General features: G+C 38.6%; 14 protein-coding genes. 11 read left to right on the top strand and 3 right to left on the bottom strand.

Going from position 1 to position 18078, the window contains the following annotated elements; genetic code table 11:
• Positions 1 to 133: 133 nt before the first annotated feature.
• The 8 genes from dapF (at position 134) to H9N25_RS21935 (ending at position 12279) form a co-directional block, all read left to right on the top strand.
• Positions 134 to 916, top strand: a complete 783-nt coding sequence (dapF, locus tag H9N25_RS21970) for a diaminopimelate epimerase (protein ID WP_167296210.1) — start codon at positions 134 to 136, stop codon at positions 914 to 916.
• A 416-nt stretch (positions 917 to 1332) separates the two neighbouring features.
• Positions 1333 to 2502, top strand: coding sequence for an efflux RND transporter periplasmic adaptor subunit (locus H9N25_RS21965; RefSeq protein ID WP_167296209.1), 1170 nt, complete (start codon positions 1333 to 1335; stop codon positions 2500 to 2502).
• Positions 2503 to 2550: 48 nt separating this feature from the next.
• Positions 2551 to 5727 carry an efflux RND transporter permease subunit gene (locus H9N25_RS21960; RefSeq protein WP_190327243.1) on the top strand — a complete coding sequence of 1059 codons (3177 nt, stop codon included), beginning with the start codon at positions 2551 to 2553 and terminating at the stop codon, positions 5725 to 5727.
• Between the two features lie 10 nt (positions 5728 to 5737).
• Entirely contained in the window at positions 5738 to 7138 is a 1401-nt protein-coding gene (locus H9N25_RS21955; RefSeq protein WP_190327242.1) for an efflux transporter outer membrane subunit, read from the top strand.
• A gap of 240 nt (positions 7139 to 7378) precedes the next feature.
• Positions 7379 to 10270, top strand: coding sequence for a DEAD/DEAH box helicase (locus H9N25_RS21950; protein WP_190327241.1), 2892 nt, complete (start codon positions 7379 to 7381; stop codon positions 10268 to 10270).
• A gap of 134 nt (positions 10271 to 10404) precedes the next feature.
• On the top strand, positions 10405 to 10722 hold the full coding sequence (locus tag H9N25_RS21945; protein ID WP_184465033.1) for a YgaP family membrane protein: 318 nt from the start codon (positions 10405 to 10407) through the stop codon (positions 10720 to 10722).
• 64 nt (positions 10723 to 10786) lie between these two features.
• On the top strand, positions 10787 to 11569 hold the full coding sequence (locus tag H9N25_RS21940) for a 3-keto-disaccharide hydrolase (RefSeq protein WP_190327240.1): 783 nt from the start codon (positions 10787 to 10789) through the stop codon (positions 11567 to 11569).
• Positions 11570 to 11676: 107 nt separating this feature from the next.
• Positions 11677 to 12279: a TMEM175 family protein gene (locus tag H9N25_RS21935; RefSeq protein WP_190327239.1), complete on the top strand. Its 603-nt coding sequence runs from the start codon at positions 11677 to 11679 to the stop codon at positions 12277 to 12279.
• Between the two features lie 2 nt (positions 12280 to 12281).
• Here the strand turns inward: H9N25_RS21935 and aat are convergent, their stop codons facing one another.
• On the bottom strand, positions 12282 to 12914 hold the full coding sequence (aat, locus tag H9N25_RS21930; protein WP_190327238.1) for a leucyl/phenylalanyl-tRNA--protein transferase: 633 nt from the start codon (positions 12912 to 12914) through the stop codon (positions 12282 to 12284).
• A 73-nt stretch (positions 12915 to 12987) separates the two neighbouring features.
• On the opposite strand from aat, the gene H9N25_RS21925 reads away from it, so the two are divergent.
• On the top strand, positions 12988 to 14430 hold the full coding sequence (locus H9N25_RS21925) for a DUF1800 domain-containing protein (protein ID WP_190327237.1): 1443 nt from the start codon (positions 12988 to 12990) through the stop codon (positions 14428 to 14430).
• Between the two features lie 136 nt (positions 14431 to 14566).
• Positions 14567 to 15766 carry a DUF1501 domain-containing protein gene (locus tag H9N25_RS21920; RefSeq protein WP_190327236.1) on the top strand — a complete coding sequence of 400 codons (1200 nt, stop codon included), beginning with the start codon at positions 14567 to 14569 and terminating at the stop codon, positions 15764 to 15766.
• Between the two features lie 155 nt (positions 15767 to 15921).
• Here the strand turns inward: H9N25_RS21920 and H9N25_RS21915 are convergent, their stop codons facing one another.
• A complete protein-coding gene (locus H9N25_RS21915; RefSeq protein WP_169502607.1) occupies positions 15922 to 16275 on the bottom strand; it encodes a hypothetical protein in 354 nt (117 codons plus the stop codon).
• A 106-nt stretch (positions 16276 to 16381) separates the two neighbouring features.
• Between H9N25_RS21915 and H9N25_RS21910 the strand changes: the two genes are divergently transcribed.
• On the top strand, positions 16382 to 16750 hold the full coding sequence (locus tag H9N25_RS21910; protein WP_190327235.1) for a YccF domain-containing protein: 369 nt from the start codon (positions 16382 to 16384) through the stop codon (positions 16748 to 16750).
• A gap of 313 nt (positions 16751 to 17063) precedes the next feature.
• Here H9N25_RS21910 and H9N25_RS21905 read toward each other — a convergent pair whose 3' ends face one another.
• Positions 17064 to 18035 carry an App1 family protein gene (locus H9N25_RS21905; RefSeq protein WP_190327234.1) on the bottom strand — a complete coding sequence of 324 codons (972 nt, stop codon included), beginning with the start codon at positions 18033 to 18035 and terminating at the stop codon, positions 17064 to 17066.
• Positions 18036 to 18078: the final 43 nt, after the last annotated feature.

Below are 18078 nucleotides of genomic sequence, written 5' to 3'. Positions count from 1 at the left end.
AAATTTAATACCATATAAACGATATTTGTATCCTCAAAGCACTTAGTTTTGTGTTAAAAAATGTTAAATTAAAAAACACAAACCCCGAATTACCTTTTGCAACTCAAATATTGCATTAAAAAATGAAGCTTTCATGAAAATTAATTTCTTTAAATACCAAGGCGCAGGCAACGATTTTATTTTAATAGACCACACCATGAGTCCGTTGAAAAATATTGACAATCAATTAGTTGAACAACTATGCCATAGAAGATTTGGCATTGGTGCCGATGGATTAATGTTTATTACCAAACACGAGGATTATGATTTTGAGATGCACTATTTTAACGCAGATGGTAAGCTGGGTAGCATGTGCGGAAATGGCGGCAGATGTATTGTTGCCTTTGCCAAACAGCTTGGAATTATCGACCGCGAAACAAACTTTTTGGCAGTAGATGGACCACATTATGCCAGAATTTCAGAGAATGGCGAATGGGTTGATTTACAAATGATTGATGTAGATACCATTACCAAAGATGGCGATGCTTATGTATTAAACACCGGCTCGCCGCATTATGTTGCTTTACAAAGCGATTTAAAAGACTTTGATGTTTTTACCGAAGGAAAAAACATTCGTTATAATGGAACTTATGCAGAAAAAGGCATAAACGTAAACTTTGTTGAAGATAAAGGCGACCATTTATTTGTGCGCACCTACGAGCGCGGTGTTGAAGATGAAACTTATGCCTGTGGCACCGGAGTAACAGCAGTAGCCATGGCCATGGCAAAACATAAAAACCAAACTGGCCATGTTAAAACAGCCATTAAAGTTTTGGGTGGCGATATTAAAATAGAATTCGATTACGATGGTAAGGCATTTACCAATGTTTTTTTATGTGGCCCGGCCAAATTGGTTTTTGAGGGAGAAGTGGAATAGTTTTCTTTCTCAAACCTATCAGGTTTTAAAAACCTGATAGGTTTAACGCTCCCTGAATATCTCGTGTAAAACAAACACCATCAATGTATTTGTTGCCTCAAATACTCCACATTTATTCCAATAAAATCGTATATTTCCTTTGAATTTAACAGCTTTTAACATCTGTCGCAAGATATTTACACACTGTTTTTCATGCCAAAAAATACGATAATACAATATATAACAGCATTTTAAAGGAAGTTCGACATGTTTTTAATCGCAAAATAAATCAATCGATTGATTAAATGACAGAATTCGGACAGATTTATTTTTTTTTAGGCTCTATTTTTGGGCACTTATCGGCGAATAATCGAAGTCCTAATATTTCGATAACGCCCTTAATTCCGGAATTTAAATTTAAACACACAAAAATACCCATGAGAAAAGTAACAACTCTCTTTTTTAGCATGAGCATTGGTATGCTTTTGGCATCCTGCGGAAATAACGATGCAGCTAAAAAAGCTGCCGCTGCAGCAGCAGCCGGTCCACAGGCTTACCCTGTATTTACAGTAAACACACAAAACACAACCTTAGATTCTGATTATCCAGCAACAATTGAGGGTATTCAAAACATCGATATCCGTCCGAAAGTTGATGGTTTTATCGAAAAAATATTAGTGGATGAAGGTGCGGTAGTTAAAAAAGGTCAGTTACTTTTTACCATTAATGCACCACAGTACGAACAGCAGGTACGCACAGCAAGAGCTGCCATTAGCAGTGCAGAAGCAGATGTTAATGCAGCCCAGTTAACAGTAAATAAAACCAGGCCTTTGGTAGAAAAAGACATCATCAGCAAGTATGATCTTGATGCTGCTCAATTAACACTCCAAAGCAGAAAAGCGGCATTGGCACAGGCAAAAGCCGAATTGGTAAATGCACAGGTTAATTTGGGGTATACTTCGGTTAAAAGCCCAGTTGATGGTGTTGTTGGCAGTATCCCTTTCAGAAATGGAAGTTTAGTGAGCAGTAGCAGCACACAACCATTAACTACTGTTTCTAACACTTCTAAGGTTTATGCATATTTTTCTTTAAACGAGAAGCAGCTTTTAGATTTTTCTAACACCTACAAAGGCAACACACTTGCACAGCAAATGAAAAACATTCCTCCGGTAAGTTTAGTTCTTGCCGATGGAACAATCTATGCACAAAACGGCAAAATCGAATCCATCAACGGACAGATTAACACCAGTACTGGTTCGGCAAGTTTAAGGGCAACATTCCCTAATCCGGCTTTCTTATTAAAAAATGGTGCAAGTGCATCCGTTAGAATTCCTCAACATGTTGAAAATGCAATTCTGATCCCTCAAAAATCGACGATCGATTTACAGGGTAAAAAATTCGTTTACATTTTAGGTGATTCGGCCAAGGTGATTAATACTCAAATTGAGGTGATGGAATTGGCCAAAGGTAATTTCTACGTAGTTACCAAAGGGCTTAAAGTAGGCGATAAAGTTATTTTAGAAGGCTTTCAATCTTTAAAAGACGGGACTAAAATTAAACCTGAAGTAAAAAACACCGATTCAGTTTATGCTGAAATAAAAAAATAACAATATAGTCAGTGAAATCACACTCTAGCAGTGTAATCAATATTAATTATGTTTAAGAAATTTATAGATAGGCCCGTTTTATCGACAGTTATATCCATTATAATTGTAATATTAGGTGTATTAGGCCTCGTAACTTTACCCATCTCGCAATACCCCGAAATTGCACCGCCAACCGTTCAGGTATCGGCTTCGTACCAGGGGGCAAATGCCGATGTGGTAATGAGTAGTGTTGTTGTTCCGCTGGAAGAGCAGATAAATGGTGTGGAAGACATGACCTACATGACATCTAGCGCCAGTAATGATGGTACTGCAACCATTACAGTCAACTTTAAATTAGGCACAAATGCCGATTTAGCAGCAGTAAACGTGCAGAACCGTGTAGCCAGGGCTACCAGTTTATTACCCGCAGAGGTAACCAGATCGGGTGTAATCACGGCAAAAAGACAGGCGAGTAATTTGCTTATTTTCGCTATTTACAGTGATGATCCATCATATGATCAGAAGTTTTTACAGAATTATGCCAACATTAACATCATACCCGAAATTAAACGGATTAGTGGTGTGGGTGATGCAAGTGCATTTGGTACTTTAGATTATACCATGCGTATCTGGCTCAAGCCAGAAGTAATGGCCGTTTATGGCCTGGTGCCAAACGATGTGAGCGTAGCCCTTGCTGAGCAAAACATCGAAGCTGCACCAGGTCAGTTTGGCGAGCAGGGAAATCAGGCTTTTCAATACACGTTAAAATACAGCGGCCGTTTAAAAACGGAAACTGAGTTTAGCAACATTATTATTAAGGCAAATGCAAACGGACAAATTCTTCGCCTAAAAGATGTGGCCAGAATAGAGCTTGGTGCGCAAAGTTATGCCAGCTATGTAAAGTTTAATGGTAAACCAGCCCTAGGTATTGCCATTAGTCAAACAGCAGGTTCGAATGCGAAAGAAGTAATCGAAAATTCGATTAAAACTTTAGATAAAGCAGCAACTTCTTTCCCCAAAGGCATTCATTACGAAACGGTTGTTAACGTAAATAACTTCCTGGATGCCTCAATCGAAAAGGTAATCCACACCTTGATCGAAGCATTTATTTTGGTGTTCCTGGTGGTATTTATCTTTTTACAGGATTTCCGGTCAACTTTAATTCCGGCAATCAGTGTTCCGGTGGCTATTATCGGTACCTTCTTCTTCCTGAGTTTGTTCGGTTTTACCATTAACCTGTTAACCTTATTTGCATTGGTACTGGCCATCGGTATTGTGGTAGATGATGCCATTGTAGTGGTTGAGGCTGTACATGCCAAGCTCGATGCCGGTTACAAAGACCCTAAAAAGGCGACGAAAGATGCGATGGACGACATTAGTGGTGCGATTATTTCGATTACACTGGTAATGGCAGCGGTATTTATCCCGGTAAGTTTTATCCAAGGTTCATCTGGTGTATTTTATAAACAATTCGGTTTAACACTGGCTATCGCGATTATTTTATCAGCAATTAACGCCTTAACATTAAGTCCGGCACTGTGTGCGATGTTCTTAAAACCACACGCAGAAGATCACGAAAAAAGTAAAAATTTCTTACAGCGTTTTTATACTGCTTTCAATACTTCATTTGATGCTGTAACGCAAAAATATAAACGTTCTGTTGGCTTCCTGGGTAAAAAAAGATGGCTGGCAGGGTTAGGAATCGCTGTTTTCGCAGTGGTGTTAGTGTGGATTATGAATACGACGCCTAAAGGTTTTGTACCAAACGAAGATTTAGGGACGATTTTCTCTGACATTTCTTTGCCACCTTCTACTTCACAGGAAGAAACCGATAAAATTATTGTAAAAATCAATGATATTGTAAGTAAGGTACCAGAAGTAGAGGCTACATTTAGGGTTGTTGGCCGAAGTTTGATCAGTGGTTCGGGTAGTTCCTATGGTATGGTTATCGCAAGGCTTAAACCATGGGATAAACGCAAACGCGATGTTAAAGCCATTATTGGCGAATTATTTGCAAAAGCAGCTAGTATTAAAGGTGCGAAGATAATTTTCTTTGCTCCACCAACCATCCAGGGTTTTGGTACTGGTGGTGGTTTCGAATTCCAGTTACAGGATAAAACCGGTGGAGACATTAAAAAATTCAACGAAGTGGGTAATGCATTTTTAGGAGCTTTAAGTAAACGTCCAGAAATTCAGTATGCATCAACCTCGTTCAATCCGAATTTCCCACAATATCAGATTGATGTGAATGTGGCAAAAGTAAAACAAGCTGGCCTAACCGTTAGCGATGTATTGGGCGTTTTACAAGGTTATTATGGTGGTGTTTATGCCTCAAACTTTAATAAATTTGGTAAACAGTACAGGGTAATGTATCAGGCAGATGCCAAGTACCGCGCCAACCAACAAAGTTTAACCAGCATTTACGTGCGTAATTCGAGCGGTACAATGGCCCCTATTTCTGAGTTTATTACTTTAGAAAAAGTTTACGGACCACAGGCTATTTCACGTTTTAACTTGTATACCTCAATTGCGGTTACTGGGAACCCCAATGCAGGCTTTAGTTCTGGTGATGCCATTAAGGCCATTCAGGAAGAAGCCGCAATTCACCTTCCAACAGGTTACGGATATGAGTTCTCGGGTTTATCGCGTGAAGAAGTAAGCAGTGGCAGTCAAACGATTTTTATCTTCCTGCTTTGCGTAATCTTCGTATACTTTCTTCTTTCGGCGCAGTACGAAAGTTATATATTGCCATTAGCTGTATTATTTTCATTGCCAATCGGTTTGGCCGGCGTATTTATCTTTGATAAAATATTTGGTGTAGACAATAACATTTACACACAGATTACCTTGATTATGTTGGTGGGTTTGCTCGCAAAAAATGCCATTCTGATTGTAGAGTACGCGGTAGACAGACGACGAAAGGGAATGAGCATTGTTAACGCGGCCATTGATGGTGCAACTGCCCGTTTACGTCCGATCTTGATGACCTCTTTTGCTTTTATCCTGGGTTTACTGCCATTAATGTTGTCATCAGGTGTTGGAGCAGCAGGTAATACCTCAATTGGTACTGGAGCTGTAGGCGGTATGTTAATCGGTACGATATTCGGAGTATTTGTAATTCCCGCCTTATTCATTGTTTTCCAAACCTTACAGGAGAAAATAAGTAACAAATCTCCTTTTGAGGAAGGCATTGATCGCGAACAAACAGAAGAAGAGTATGAGCTAGCGGTTAACCGTCCACATTAATTTTAAAACCATGAAATTTAGATATAAGCATTCCATTTTAATCGGTTTAGCCATCCTCAGTTTAAGTGCCTGCGTAACTAAAAAATACGAGCGCCCGCAACTTAAGAGCGAAGGTTTATACCGTGATAACAATACAACAGATACAACAACCATTGCCGATCTGCAATGGAAAACGTTGTTCTCAGATACCACTTTACAGTCGCTGATTCAGCAGGGGATAAATGAAAATTTAGACTTGAAACAAGCGATTGAACGCATTAAAATTGCAGAAGCTACTTTAATACAAAGCCGTGGTGCATTATTACCAAGCTTACAGGCCGATGTAAATGTAACCAACAATAAAGCTTCTGCGGCAGCACAGAATTTCCCAGCAGGGATTAACATCAACCTGGAAACCCAAACTTACAAAGCACAGTTGAGCACCAGTTGGGAAGCTGACATTTGGGGGAAACTAAGTAGCGCAAAACGCGGTGCTTATGCTACATTATTGCAAAGCGATGCAGCAAAACGTGCTGTTCAAACCCAGTTAATTGCGACCATTGCTAATAATTATTATGCTTTGTTGGCACTGGATAAGCAGCTGGCCATTACCGAAGAAACCATTAAGGTGAGGACCAAAGATGTAGAAACCATGAAAGAGCTTAAACAAGGCGCTGTAGTTAATGGTGCAGCGGTTGTACAGAGTGAAGCCAATTTATATGCAGCCCAGGTAACCTTGCCTGATTTAAGAAGAAGCATTAAAGAGGCCGAAAATGCATTAAGTATTTTGGTTGCTAAAGCACCAAATACAATTAACCGTACTACCTTAGATCAACAGGCTCCTTATGCGAATTTGCAAACCGGGGTTTCTGCACAACTGTTAAAAAACCGTCCGGATGTGATAGCTGCTGAATTTGGTTTCAGATCCGCTTTCGAAAACACCAACGTAGCTAAAGCTTATTTTTATCCTGCTTTAACCATTACCGCAGCAGGTGGCTTATCAAGCTTGCAATTACAGGATTTCTTTAGCAAATCTATCTTCTATAATTTAGTGGGCGGTTTAACGCAGCCCATTTTTGCAAAAGGCGCAAACAAAGCACGTTTAAAAACAGCTGAAGCCAATCAACAGATTGCTTTTTACAACTTTCAACAAACGCTGTTAACCGGCGGACAGGAAGTATCGAATGCTTTGTACGCTTACCAAACGGCTTCAGAAAAAGAAGCAACAAGAGCAAAACAAATCGCCTCGCTAACTAAAGCGGTAGATTTTACCAAAGAATTATTGCGCTACAGTTCGGCAACAAACTATACTGACGTTTTAACTTCAGAACAAAGTTTGTTAACGGCTCAATTAAGCGGCATTAATGATCGGTTACAAAAATTACAGTCGGTGGTAAACCTATACCGTGCATTAGGCGGTGGCTGGAAATAAACAATAATTAACAAGTTTTTAAGGCATTCTGATTTCAGGATGCCTTTTTTGTTTTATGTTGGTGTGCTAGCCCCATTTCTAACTAATACAATCAAGGCAATTAACCGTTCTTTTAAATTCCGATAAAAAAACTGATAATTTTTATCTCAAAAACAGTTACTTATTTTTGATGTAACAGCAAAATATTGTAAGTTTAAAGTTTTTTAAGCGCTTAGCTTAGAAAAATTTTTATCTCCATCAATGTTACGTGTCGATAGTTCAAAAGCCTGTAAAGTAGTGTACTCTTTGTGCAAGCATGAGTACCTGGGCTATTTAATTGAGCCTCACGTTGTTCAGCTCAACCCACAGGGTGATTTTTCTTTTACTTACCAACGGATTTTTACGCATACCGCAGAAGAATTTGATGCCTGTTTAAGTGATATTGATTATAAGCTGATCAAGATTTTAGACGACATTGAGCAAGACTCGCTGATTAAAAAATATTATAAAAAACTAATCAGGCCAACTGAGTTTTTCACCAAAATTTTCGACAATAAATTTTACGAAAATGTTCGTCCTAAAATCGAGAAAAAACTTGCAGAAGCTTTAGAGCTTTTAAAGGTAAAAAACGAACTTTATGTGATGGATAAAGATGGCTGGCCTGTAGAGCGCAAAATCGAACTGGCTGAAGAGCCCGCATCTATCCTTTTTCATTTCAGAAGGAACGAAACTGAAACACGTTATTTTCCTACCATCAAATATCAGAACCTGCGCATCGAATTTATGTTTAAAGAAGCGCAAATTATCAGCAACAAACCTGCCTGGTTACTGCTTAACGATGTATTATACTTTTTTGATCAGGATATTGAAGGAAAAAAACTGCAGCCCTTTTTAAATAAACGTTTTATTGCCATACCCAAAACAACTGAAGCCACTTATTTCGAAAAGTTTGTTGCCCCTTTAATAGAGAAACACCATGTGTATGCCGAAGGTTTCGAAATTAGAACCGAACAATTTGAAGCTATACCCGTAATTAAAGTGCTGTATGTGGATGGCGGACTTTCTCAGATTCAGTTGTACTTTAAATACGGCGAATACACTTTCCCTGTAGAAAACGCACATAAAGTAACTGTACGTTTAGAAAAAACAGCCGATAATTATATTTTCCACCGCATCAAACGTTCTGCAGAGTGGGAGAAAAAACAGTTCAATTTACTGTTATCATTAGGGCTAAAAAAAACGAGTTCTTTATTCAGCAACCTGGAAGTAATTTCAGCTGATGAAAACCCAAGCTATGCGGCAATTAATTGGGTAAATGAACACATTGAACTTTTAGAAGCGGCAGGTTACGAAATTGAACAGGCGACGGGCCAGAAAAAATTCGTTTTCGGTGCCAGTAAAATAGATCTTGAAGTTAAAGAAGGAAACGATTGGTTCGATATCCATGCCGTAGTATGGTTCGGGAAATACCAGATTCCTTTTCTTTCACTAAAGCAACATATTCTACACAAAAAGCGCGAGTTTTTATTGCCTGATGGCGAAGTGGCCATTATTCCCGATAAATGGTTTACGCAATATGGCAGTTTGTTCAGTTTGGCGGAGGCCGGAAAAACGCTAAAATTAAAGAAACACCATATCGGTCTCATTAACGATTTGGCCGAAGACAGCCTGGCTAATGTTACGCTTGAGCGCAAGTTACAGCGATTATCAGACTTTGAGGATATCGCCGATACTCAGATGCCTGTTCATTTTAAAGGCAGTTTACGCGATTACCAGAAAGCCGGTTATAACTGGTTCAGCTTTTTACGCGAATACAATTTCGGCGGTTGCTTAGCCGACGATATGGGTTTGGGTAAAACCATCCAAACATTGGCCATGCTTCAAAAGGTGAAAGAAGATGACCAATTGCTTGAAACGCAGACAACCTCGCTGATCATCATGCCTACCTCTTTAATTTACAACTGGTTAACGGAGGCTAAAAAGTTTACACCAAAGCTCAAAATACTGGCACATACAGGTACCAACCGAAATAAAGATGTTGCCAATTTTGCCAATTACGATATTATCATTACCACTTATGGCGTAACCAGGGTAGATGTAGATGAACTGAAAAACTTTTATTTCAATTACATTATTCTGGATGAAAGTCAGAACATTAAAAACCCTGCTTCCAAATCGTTCAAAGCCGTTAGAAGCTTAAAATCGAAACACAAACTGATCTTGAGCGGTACACCTGTAGAAAATTCGGTGAGTGATTTATGGTCACAGTTAACTTTTTTAAACCCTGGTTTATTAGGTACGCAAGCATTTTTCTATGAAGAATACGTGCAAGCGATAGAAAAGAAAAAAGACGAAGAAAAAGCGCGTAAACTTCAATCTATTATCAAGCCCTTTGTACTCCGTAGAACAAAAGAGCAAGTGGCGGCAGAATTACCACCTAAAACGGAACAGGTAATATATTGCGACATGAGTGAAGATCAGGCCGCTTATTACGAAAAAACAAAATCGGCCTACCGCAACGATTTATTGCAAAGCATGGACGATGGAACTTTCGCACAGAAACAAGTGCAGCTCTTACAAGGATTAACCGCTTTACGCCAACTAGCCAACCATCCCGTAATGATTGATGGCACCTATGTTTCAGATTCTGGAAAGTTCGAAAACGTCATTCATACACTGGATAATGTACTTAAAGGAGGGCATAAGGTTTTGGTATTTTCTCAGTTTGTAAAACACCTGGATATCTTTAAAAAACATTTTGAAGAGGAGAATATTCCATTTGCTTATTTGGATGGTGCAACCCGTAACCGCGGCGAGATCGTTTCTGAATTTCAGCAGAATACCGAGCTGAAGGTTTTCTTAATCTCAATAAAAGCTGGTGGTGTGGGTTTAAACCTAACCCAGGCCGACTATGTTTTTATCCTCGACCCTTGGTGGAACCCTGCGGTAGAGCAACAAGCTATTGATAGAACACACCGCATTGGTCAGGATAAAAAGGTTTTCATCTATAAATTTATTGCAAAAGACACTGTTGAAGAGAAAATATTGGCTTTACAAAACCGTAAAAAATCGCTCGCAAACGCTCTAATTACAACTGAAGAAAGTTTCTTTAAATCGTTAAGCAAAGAAGATATACGCGATATATTAAATTAGGCAATCAATATTAACTCGTCATCTCCTGACTGAAACGAAGTGGAATGGAGAAATCTTATGGGCCACATTTAATTTTCTTTTCAAAACTCATTCCCACTTAACTTGTTATACTGTAGAACATAAATTTTACCATCATGACAAATCAAGATTTTAATACCGCGATAAACAATGTTAAAGAAGCCTGGAAGTACCCAGAATTATTCGAAAACGTTTCGAAATCAGAACGCTGGTTATCTGGCGCTGCAGGAACATATTTACTTTTTAAAGGCATCACCAGTATTTTTTCGCATCCTGTAATTGGCCTAACCGGTGCAGCAATTGGTGCAGGCTTACTGTACCGTGGTATTACGGGCTATTGCCCTATGCGCGATTTAGCTGAACAACGAAAAGAAGACATTGCTCCTGATGAAGTGATTATAAGTGAAACGTATGTTGTGGATGATTTAGGGTAAAATTTTAAATACCAGTTTCCATTTCTTAATAAACTGGTTAACTTTAGAAAGTTAAACCACAATTATGAACAAGTATACACTATTATTTATTCCTGCATTTTTTGCAGGGCAAGCTATGGCACAAGATAAAAAACCAGATCCTGCCAATGACCCAAAAACAACCGAGGTTTGGGAGCCCGTTCCTAAAATTGTCACGCCAGGTAAATTACCTCAAGATGCACCATCTGATGCGACAATTCTTTTTAATGGAAGAAATCTGGACGCATGGCATTCGGTTAAAGATCCTTCGAAACCAGCAGCATGGACTATAGACGATGGGTTTTTCACTGTAAAAAAAGGGACTGGAAACATTGAAACAAATAAAAAGTTTACCGATTACCAGTTACATCTAGAATGGAAAATTCCTGAAAACATATCAGGCGAGGGTCAGGGACGTGGGAACAGTGGGGTGTTTTTAGCCTCAACTGGCGGAGGCGATGATGGTTATGAAATCCAGATTTTAGATATTTATAACAACAAAACTTATGTGAACGGACAAACAGGCAGTGTTTATAAACAAGCAATTCCTCTAGCTAATGCGAACAAAAAGCCAGGCGAATGGCAATATTACGATATCATTTGGAATGCGCCACGTTTTAACGAAGATGGAACAGTACAAAAACCAGCAAGTGTTACCGTATTTTTAAACGGTGTGCTTTTACAGAACGGATTTGTATTAAAGGGTACAACTAGGTATATCGGTGCTCCTGAATATAAAAAACATGGCCCTTCCTCAATCAAATTACAAGATCACGGCGATCCAAGTCCTGCAATCAGTTACAGGAACATCTGGGTAAGAGAATTATAATTTCAACAAAACAACAATAAAGAACCTGCAGGCCAAAAGCTTGCAGGTTTTGTTTTATAAGATAATTTCATTGATAATTGTACCAGATTAGTAACGGTGATTTTTTTATGAACAAAGGCAGATTAGAAGCATTTAGTGATGGGGTAATTGCAATTATCATTACCATTATGGTTTTAGAAATCAAGGTACCTGAGCATGGCGAAACTTTAGCCAGTTTAAAACCGCTTATTCCAAAATTCATCAGCTATGTTTTAAGTTTTATCTACGTAGGTATTTACTGGAACAATCACCACCATTTACTGCATGCAGTTAAAAAAGTAAACGGATCAATGCTTTGGACAAATCTTAATTTTTTATTCTGGCTCTCATTATTCCCAGTTGCAGCCGGATGGATGGGTGAGCATCATTTTGCCTTATGGCCGGTGGTGGTTTATGGTGCCGTGCTCCTGCTTGCCGCTGTTTCTTACACCCTGTTGGTAATCGTAATCAAAAGAACAGAAGGTCAGCATTCGCTTGTGGTACATGCCATTGGGAATGATGCGAAAGGGAAATTCTCATTACTTTTTTATATCGGAGGCATTGCACTAAGTTTTATAAACCCATGGATTGGCGTTGCACTTTATTTCATTGTAGCCTGCATCTGGTTTATTCCGGATAAACGGATAGAAAATGCAATGCGCGAGCAAGGTTTAATTGATAACGAACGCTAGTATTAAGGAGCCTGAAGCAGTTCCATATACAATTCCCGAACGATCATTTCGGCACCTAAGCTCATTAAATGATCGTTCGGCAGCTGACAATCAATTAAATCGATATTCATTTTACTTAAAAAAATCAATGCTGCTTTTGAGGCATTACTTACATGGCTAAACATACTTTCGCCACAAAAAACACGGTTTACTTTTAAGCCATATAAGCCTCCAACCAATTTATCCTCTAGCCAAACCTCTACACTGTGCGCATAGCCCTGCTGGTGAAGGCTAATGTAAGCCTCTTGCATTTCGTTGGTAATCCAGGTGCCATCCTGCCCTTTCCTTTCAGTAGTTGCACAATTGCGGATCACTTCGGCAAAAGCTTGATCAAAGGTGATCTTGAAAACTTGCTGATTTAAAACCTTCTGCATGCTTTTACTGATTTTGATCTTATCAGGATAAATCACACAACGTTCGTGTGGCGAATACCAGAGAATTGGCTCGCCTTCGCTAAACCATGGAAATATACCATTCGAATAGGCAATTAACAGTCGCTCCGTACTTAAATCTCCTCCAATGGCCAGTAAACCATCCTCTTCTGCCAAAGCCGGATCTGGAAAGCCTGGATTATCATCTAATAACTGAAAAAACATAAACAAAAATAAGAAAGAAAACAAAGATTAAACCCTGGCGTTTTAAATATGTCATACTGTAAAACAGTTCATTATGAGCGCAAAAGATAATTTCATAAAAGTAAAACATCTTTACAACCGGGCAGGCTTCGGCATATCTTATGCAGACCTAGAAAAATTAAGCAAGAAAAACCTCACGAAGGTGGTAGACAATCTGCTTAAAGATTCTCAAAAAAACGATCCTATTAATTTAGTGAACGATTACGAATCGAGACGACAGCTTTTGGTCCAGGCAGGTTTATACTCAAAAAAAGAATTGACTGATGAAGAAAAGAAAATGCGTCAGGAGATTATACGTGAACAAAACGAAGTGAGCCGCGATCTGAACATTGCCTTCATTACAAAAATGATCAATACCGATGCCCCGTTAAAGGAAAAAATGACGCTTTTTTGGCATGGCCACTTTGCTTGCCGCAGCAACAACCCGTTTTTTGCTCAACAATTAAATAACATCCAAAGAACAAATGCCCTTGGCAGCTTTAAAACCTTATTGGTTGAGGTTTCTAAGTCGCCTGCAATGCTTCAATATCTAAATAACCAGCAGAACAGAAAAGGTAAACCAAATGAGAATTTCGCGCGCGAGCTCATGGAACTCTTTACCCTGGGGAGGGGAAATTATACCGAGCAAGACATTAAAGAATCTGCCCGCTCATTTACCGGCTGGATGTACGACAAAGATGGTTCATTTATTTTCAGGCAAAACCTGCACGATGCGGGAACAAAAACCTTTTTCGGTAAAATCGGGAATTTTGAAGGCGAAAACATTATCGATATTATTCTCGAAAAACCAGAAACCGCACAGTTTATCGCCAGGAAAGTATATAAATTCTTCGTAAATGACAACCCAAATGAGGATCATATTAAAGAGCTTGCCACCCATTTTTACAACTCGAAATACGATATCGCCTCAATGATGAAAAAACTGTTTACATCTGATTGGTTTTATAGTCCGGAGAATGTAGGCACAAAAATTAAATCACCTGCCGAATTTTTGGTGGGTTTAAGCCGTGAGTTTTATGTTACCTATAATAAACCACAGGTTTTAATACAGCTACAAAGCAGTTTAGGGCAATATTTATTTAACCCACCTAATGTTGCAGGTTGGCCTGGCGGGCAAAGTTGGATTGATAGTTCATCGTTAATGTTAAGAATGCGGATTCCTTCGCTTGTTTTAAATGATGGTGAAATCGATTTTAGTGGTAAAGCTGATCCTGAAGATGAAGCCGTAATTGCCTTAAGCCGGACAGCTACCACCAATGCAAATGCCAATATGAAACCAAAATCTTATGTAAACGCAAATGCAGATTGGCCCAAATTTTTAAACACCTTACCAAAAGGATTAACGCCTTTAGAGCTTACTGAGTTTTTATTGCAACCGAAATTAAATACCAAAATAACAACAATGGTAAGCGATAATAAAGGACTGCGAAGTACTGCAGTAGAAATTACAAGTATGCCTGAGTATCAGTTGTGCTAAAAGATTAGGATAATAGTTTAATGGTTCATGGTTGATAGCCAAAAAGCTAAATACCTAAGCTATTAAAGTAAATGGGATTGATAGTTTGATAAAACCATGAACCACTAAACCCAAAACACCCTTAACCACTAACAAGATGAACAGAAGAAATTTTTTAAGAAATACAGGATTTGTTGCAGCAGGTTCGCTATTCGTTCCGGCTTTTATGAAACCACTTGAGGCCATGGCACTTGATGAATTGAGCCTCTATAAAAACCTGGTTGTGGTACAGCTTTCTGGCGGAAATGATGGCTTAAACACGGTTATTCCCTTCGGAAACGACATTTACTACCAAAAAAGAAATAGTATTGCCATTAAACCCGAAGAGGTAATCAAACTGAACAATATGCAGGGATTAAATCCGAACATGGCTGCCCTGCAAGAAATTTACGATCAAGGCTGGATGACCATTATTAACGATGTTGGCTACCCAAACCCCGACCGTTCGCATTTCCGTTCGATGGATATCTGGCAAACCGGTAGCGATAGTAATCAATTTTTATCAACCGGATGGATTGGTCGTTATTTAGATAGCAATTGCCAAACCTGTAAATTCCCTTATACCGCGATAGAAGTTGATGACTCACTTTCTCTAGCAATGAAAGGCCAGACTAAAAAAGGAATTGCATTAAAAGATCCTGCAACTTTGTTCCGCAATACAAATGATCCATTTTTTAAGGCTATGTTGCAGAATGATAAGGAACATTTAGACGAAGATAATTTAGGCTATTTGTATAAAACTATGATTGAAACTTCATCCTCTGCCAGTTATATACAGAATACTTCCAAAATTTATCAGTCTAAATCTACTTACCCTACTTCGGGTTTTGCGAACCAATTGAAAACAGTTTCTAAATTTATTTCTTCAGGATTAAAAACCAGGGTTTATTATGTATCGTTAAGTGGTTTCGATACACATGTGAATCAAACCGGCCAACAAGGTAATCTGCTTAAACAATATAGTGAAGGAATGGCTGCTTTTTTGAAAGACCTAAAATCGAACAATAAGCTTGAAGATACTTTGGTGATTACCTTCTCAGAATTTGGCCGCAGGGTAGAACAAAATGCCAGTAACGGCACCGACCATGGAACGGCAAATAATATGTTTGTTTTTGGTGGGAAATTGAAGAAACAAGGGATCTTTAATGCAGCACCTAATTTAAGCGACTTAGATACCGGCGATTTAAAATACCAATTGGATTTCAGGCAGGTTTATGGTACCATTTTAGATAAGTGGCTGGATGTAAACAATGCTGATATCCTGAATAAAAAGTTTAATACGTTGGATTTTATATAAGTTGAGACTAAAAAGAAGAAGCTATCTTATACGAATCTGTCACGTTGAGCTTGTCGAAACGCCTTGCTATACATTTAGTAAGTCCTTCGACAGGCTCAGGATGACAAATTGATATTAATAATATAGCCTCTTCTTATTTATCACGAAAATAATTCTTATTTCCGCTTTAACACATATACCGGCTTGTTTGAAGATTGGTCTACCTGCTCTGTGTAAACACTAAACAACTCATAACCATACGCTTTCATTTTATTTACGGCATCAATTGCCGAATTAAACTCGAGTTTTTTAGCATTATCATCTCTGATATACAATTCGCTATAATCACTTACCTTTTGTCCATATTCGAGCGCAATCCATTGTTTATCGGCTAAAAAACTTCTTACTGCACGAATTTGAATATAATCTACGTGGATATCGGTTAGCTTTACGCCATTTACATTTTGGGCTATGGCGCGCGATACCCCAAAGCAAGCGACGAATGCCGCTGCAAGAATTAATTTTTTCATGTTGTGTTTCTTTTGTGTGTAATTCTAAATTACGAAGAATCCAAGTAGAATACATTAACAATCTGTAACAAAATTCCTGTTATTAAATCTTAAACTAAAAAACACAATGAACTTTTTAGGCAATATAATCTGGATTATTTTTGGCGGTATCTTTATTTTTTTCGAATATATTATTGGAGGATTAATCCTTTGCCTAACCATTGTGGGGGTTCCTTTTGGTATCCAATGTTTTAAATTCGCAATTGTGGGCCTAGCTCCTTTTGGGGTCAAAATAACCGATACCTCATCAAACACAGGCTGTCTTTCTACCATCATGAACCTGATCTGGATTTTCTGTGGTGGTTTCTGGATTGCTTTAACCCATTTGTTTTTTGGTATCTTACTTTGCATTACCATTATAGGTATTCCATTCGGGCGCCAGCATTTTAAGTTAATGAATTTGGCCTTTACGCCATTCGGGAAATCGATTTCCTGATTTAGATAAATCTACATAGTTCCGTCATTCCCAACTTGATTGGGAATCTTAAAGTGGTCGTAATGTTCTTCCACTTGCCCATCCGTGTTTGGTGGCTTACCAAAACATAAAAAACGAGGCAATTTTTTTGAAAAGCAGGGTTCTGTGTTTATGGGCTCCGAATGGCAGGTTTATTGAACTGTGGCCTGTTCCCATTAGCAAAAAACATTATACCTAGCCCCGATTGAATGGATGCCCACGATATTACATCGGGGCAGGAAGAAAAGCGGGACAATTGAACCCGATGAGCACAGCAACTGCGCTCCAAAAACTATTAGATCAATCCTATTGATTTAGAATGTTCAATCGCTTCCGCGCTATTATTAAATAAACACGCCCTCACCCCTTTATATTCAACTTTTTTAAGCCATTGTCTTGTTTCTACTTCTTTTTCAGGACGAATATTACGGATATACACCGCTTCAATATTTTCGGGATACTTCTCCACTATTGTTGAATAAATTTCAGGGTCATGCTGCGAGTTGTCGCCAAAGAAAACAAATTTCTGGTTGGGAAAAGCATCCAAAATTCGCATTACCCGCAATAATTTCCCCTCATGCCCTGTTTTACCTGTTCTGGCTAAATCTTTCCACCGTTTTAATGTATTTAAAAGAAAAGCACCGTCAGGCAACTTGTTAAACCTAAAAGTCTCCACCAAGTAATCGTAGAGATTCCATTCGCTGCTGCTTACATAAAAAAAAGGATTGGGCTGATTTGCTTCGGTATGCGACATGGCCAATTGCTGATAATGACTAGCTGCATCAGGAAAGGTTTTGCGGGTATGTGGATTCTTGATAAACAGCTCTCTTAACCGCCGTCCAATAGTTGCCGAATGAGAAATCATCACGGTATCATCCACATCCGAAATAAAAGCATATTGTGTAATATGTGGTACATATACCTTACCCTCACCTGCACTTAAAACTTTTCCGTTCTTATCAATAGCTTCTACTTTAACAAAATGCCAGCCTGCAGGCACATCATTTTCGGCTTTCCATTCGAACTTAAAAAAGCCATCTCCTTCCGTTTTATTGTAAATCGTCTGATCAAAAAATTGCAAACGCACCTCAACAAAAGCATAAGGTTTTAAGATAAAGAGTTTTAAAAGATGTACGATATTAACAAACAGATTATTGCTGTAAACCTGCTGTGTTTTTGCCTTGCGTTTAAAAACATGGCCATAAACGACCAAATTATGCGCGTGGCCATAGCCATGATATACCTTAACACTAACAGATTTATTCATCTGTATTAAAACAGAGTTTATTAAAAGTTGTTTGTGATGTAAA

Origin of the sequence: Pedobacter riviphilus, assembly GCF_014692875.1 — a bacterium.
GTDB lineage: Bacteria > Bacteroidota > Bacteroidia > Sphingobacteriales > Sphingobacteriaceae > Pedobacter > Pedobacter riviphilus.
The sequence above is the reverse complement of the archived record's forward strand: the minus strand, read 5'-3'. Positions and strand labels throughout refer to the sequence as shown.

Coding starts and splice junctions, on each gene's coding strand:
- H9N25_RS21945 (WP_184465033.1), top strand. CDS start 10,405: ATGACAAATCAAGATTTTAATACCGCGATAAACAATGTTAAAGAAGCC.
- H9N25_RS21925 (WP_190327237.1), top strand. CDS start 12,988: ATGAGCGCAAAAGATAATTTCATAAAAGTAAAACATCTTTACAACCGG.
- H9N25_RS21905 (WP_190327234.1), bottom strand. CDS start 18,035: ATGAATAAATCTGTTAGTGTTAAGGTATATCATGGCTATGGCCACGCG.
- H9N25_RS21960 (WP_190327243.1), top strand. CDS start 2,551: ATGTTTAAGAAATTTATAGATAGGCCCGTTTTATCGACAGTTATATCC.
- dapF (WP_167296210.1), top strand. CDS start 134: ATGAAAATTAATTTCTTTAAATACCAAGGCGCAGGCAACGATTTTATT.
- H9N25_RS21965 (WP_167296209.1), top strand. CDS start 1,333: ATGAGAAAAGTAACAACTCTCTTTTTTAGCATGAGCATTGGTATGCTT.
- aat (WP_190327238.1), bottom strand. CDS start 12,914: ATGTTTTTTCAGTTATTAGATGATAATCCAGGCTTTCCAGATCCGGCT.
- H9N25_RS21940 (WP_190327240.1), top strand. CDS start 10,787: ATGAACAAGTATACACTATTATTTATTCCTGCATTTTTTGCAGGGCAA.
- H9N25_RS21955 (WP_190327242.1), top strand. CDS start 5,738: ATGAAATTTAGATATAAGCATTCCATTTTAATCGGTTTAGCCATCCTC.
- H9N25_RS21935 (WP_190327239.1), top strand. CDS start 11,677: ATGAACAAAGGCAGATTAGAAGCATTTAGTGATGGGGTAATTGCAATT.
- H9N25_RS21915 (WP_169502607.1), bottom strand. CDS start 16,275: ATGAAAAAATTAATTCTTGCAGCGGCATTCGTCGCTTGCTTTGGGGTA.
- H9N25_RS21920 (WP_190327236.1), top strand. CDS start 14,567: ATGAACAGAAGAAATTTTTTAAGAAATACAGGATTTGTTGCAGCAGGT.
- H9N25_RS21910 (WP_190327235.1), top strand. CDS start 16,382: ATGAACTTTTTAGGCAATATAATCTGGATTATTTTTGGCGGTATCTTT.
- H9N25_RS21950 (WP_190327241.1), top strand. CDS start 7,379: ATGTTACGTGTCGATAGTTCAAAAGCCTGTAAAGTAGTGTACTCTTTG.